The following is a 1,493-nucleotide window of genomic DNA, read 5'->3' as shown; positions in this document are numbered from 1 at the left end:
GGCCGGGCCGGGCTGGGGCCCTGCGCCGGGCCGGCTAGGAGTCGGCGTCGCCGCGGGCGATGTCGACCGGCCAGGCCAGCGTGAGCATCGAGTCGGTGGCCGGGGCGGCCGCGTCCATACTGAGCTCGAGACACACGGTGACCGGGGATCCGGGCGTGGTGCGGGTGGCGCCGGGCAGGACCAGCGGTTCGTCGACGGTGGGCGCGTCGAGTGGCACCGGCCGGTCACTGTCGCCGGCGTGGATGCTGGGCCAGTCGAGTTCGAACGTTGGCGCGGCGCATGCTCCGCCGCGGGCCGAGACGGCCCGGACCCGTACGTGGGACGCGGTCTCGGGGTCTCCCTCGATGAGGGCGCCCTCGCCGATGTCGACGTGGGCCTCGGACCGGGAGTCGACGGTGGTGCGCAGTGTCAAAGGCTGATAGGCGGAGCGGTTGCGCAGGCCGGCTGTGTCCACGCGGACGGGGAAGTGGCCGCCGTAGGAGGAGATGGGCGCGGTCCAGGTCGTACCGAAGTCCGTGGACGCCTGGACGGACCACGCCGAGCTGCGCAGTTCGGACTCGCGGGTCTGCTCGTCGCGGTCCTGGACGATCATCGTCGCGCCGAGTGCGCAGACGGAGGCGGCACCGAGTGCGACCAGGGTGGTCGCCGCGTGCCGGATGCGCATGACTCCTCCGAGGGGCCGTCTGGTGGAGATCGGTCCAGAGGAGGGGGCTCTGGTGCGGGCGGGGCCGCAGTGATCGCCGTTTCAACTAGTTTATGGCTCGCGGCCGAAGCATCGATACAGCGCCCCTGGGTGTGTCCGATATCACTCTCGCTGTGGCGTGTCGACCGGTCGTCAGCGGATGTAGACCACGGTTCCGGTCTCCTGGTTGATGGCGGCCCAGCGCCAGCCGTGCGCGGCGGGGTCGTCCGAGGTGAAGGTGGCCCACGCTGCGCCGGGGTCGCTGCTGCCCAGCCAGATCGCGAGCGCCGCAAGCCCCTGCTGGGCGTCGCTGGGGATGGTGTTCCTGACTATCGGGGAACGCGGATGACACTGGCCGTGGCTGTGAGTCTGAATCGGAATGCGGCGTCCTGCTTATCGAGCTCAACGCGTCACAGGGGTGGCGCTTGTCAACACGTGCACCCCTGCCCGGCCCTGTTGGCATACTCGGCCCCGTGCCCCGCGCGCGCCAGAGGTGAATCTGGTCACATGCCTACCTGCAGGAGAAGCCGATGCCCGACACCCCGTCCCTGAAGCTCGGTTACAAGGCGTCGGCCGAGCAGTTTGGTCCGCGTGATCTGGTGGAGTTCGCCGTGCTGGCGGAGCAGGCGGGGATGGATTCGGCGACGGTGTCGGATCATTTCCAGCCCTGGCGTCACGACGGCGGTCATGCGCCGTTCTCGTTGGCGTGGATGACGGCGGTGGGCGAGCGCACCGAGCGCCTGCAGCTCGGCACCTCGGTGCTCACCCCGACGTTCCGCTACAACCCGGCGGTGTTGGCGCAGGCGTTCGC

Annotated in this window: 2 protein-coding genes; one reads left to right on the top strand and one right to left on the bottom strand. The window is 70.2% G+C overall.

What is annotated here, in order from left to right:
• Positions 1–34: 34 nt before the first annotated feature.
• Positions 35–664 (bottom strand): hypothetical protein, encoded by a 630-nt coding sequence (locus G6024_RS00350; RefSeq protein WP_159147560.1) that lies wholly within the window; start codon positions 662–664, stop codon positions 35–37.
• Between the two features lie 548 nt (positions 665–1,212).
• Between G6024_RS00350 and G6024_RS00345 the strand changes: the two genes are divergently transcribed.
• On the top strand, positions 1,213–1,493 hold a 281-nt coding region (locus G6024_RS00345; RefSeq protein ID WP_159147559.1), incomplete at its 3' end, for an LLM class flavin-dependent oxidoreductase.

Source organism: Dietzia maris (assembly GCF_014144855.1).
GTDB lineage: Bacteria > Actinomycetota > Actinomycetes > Mycobacteriales > Mycobacteriaceae > Dietzia > Dietzia kunjamensis.
Note: the sequence above shows the minus strand (reverse complement) of the source record. Positions and strands in the feature narration are given on the sequence as shown.

Bases quoted from the DNA above. Each gene is read 5' to 3' on its own strand.
- G6024_RS00350 (WP_159147560.1), bottom strand. From the start codon at position 664: ATGCGCATCCGGCACGCGGCGACCACCCTGGTCGCACTCGGTGCCGCC.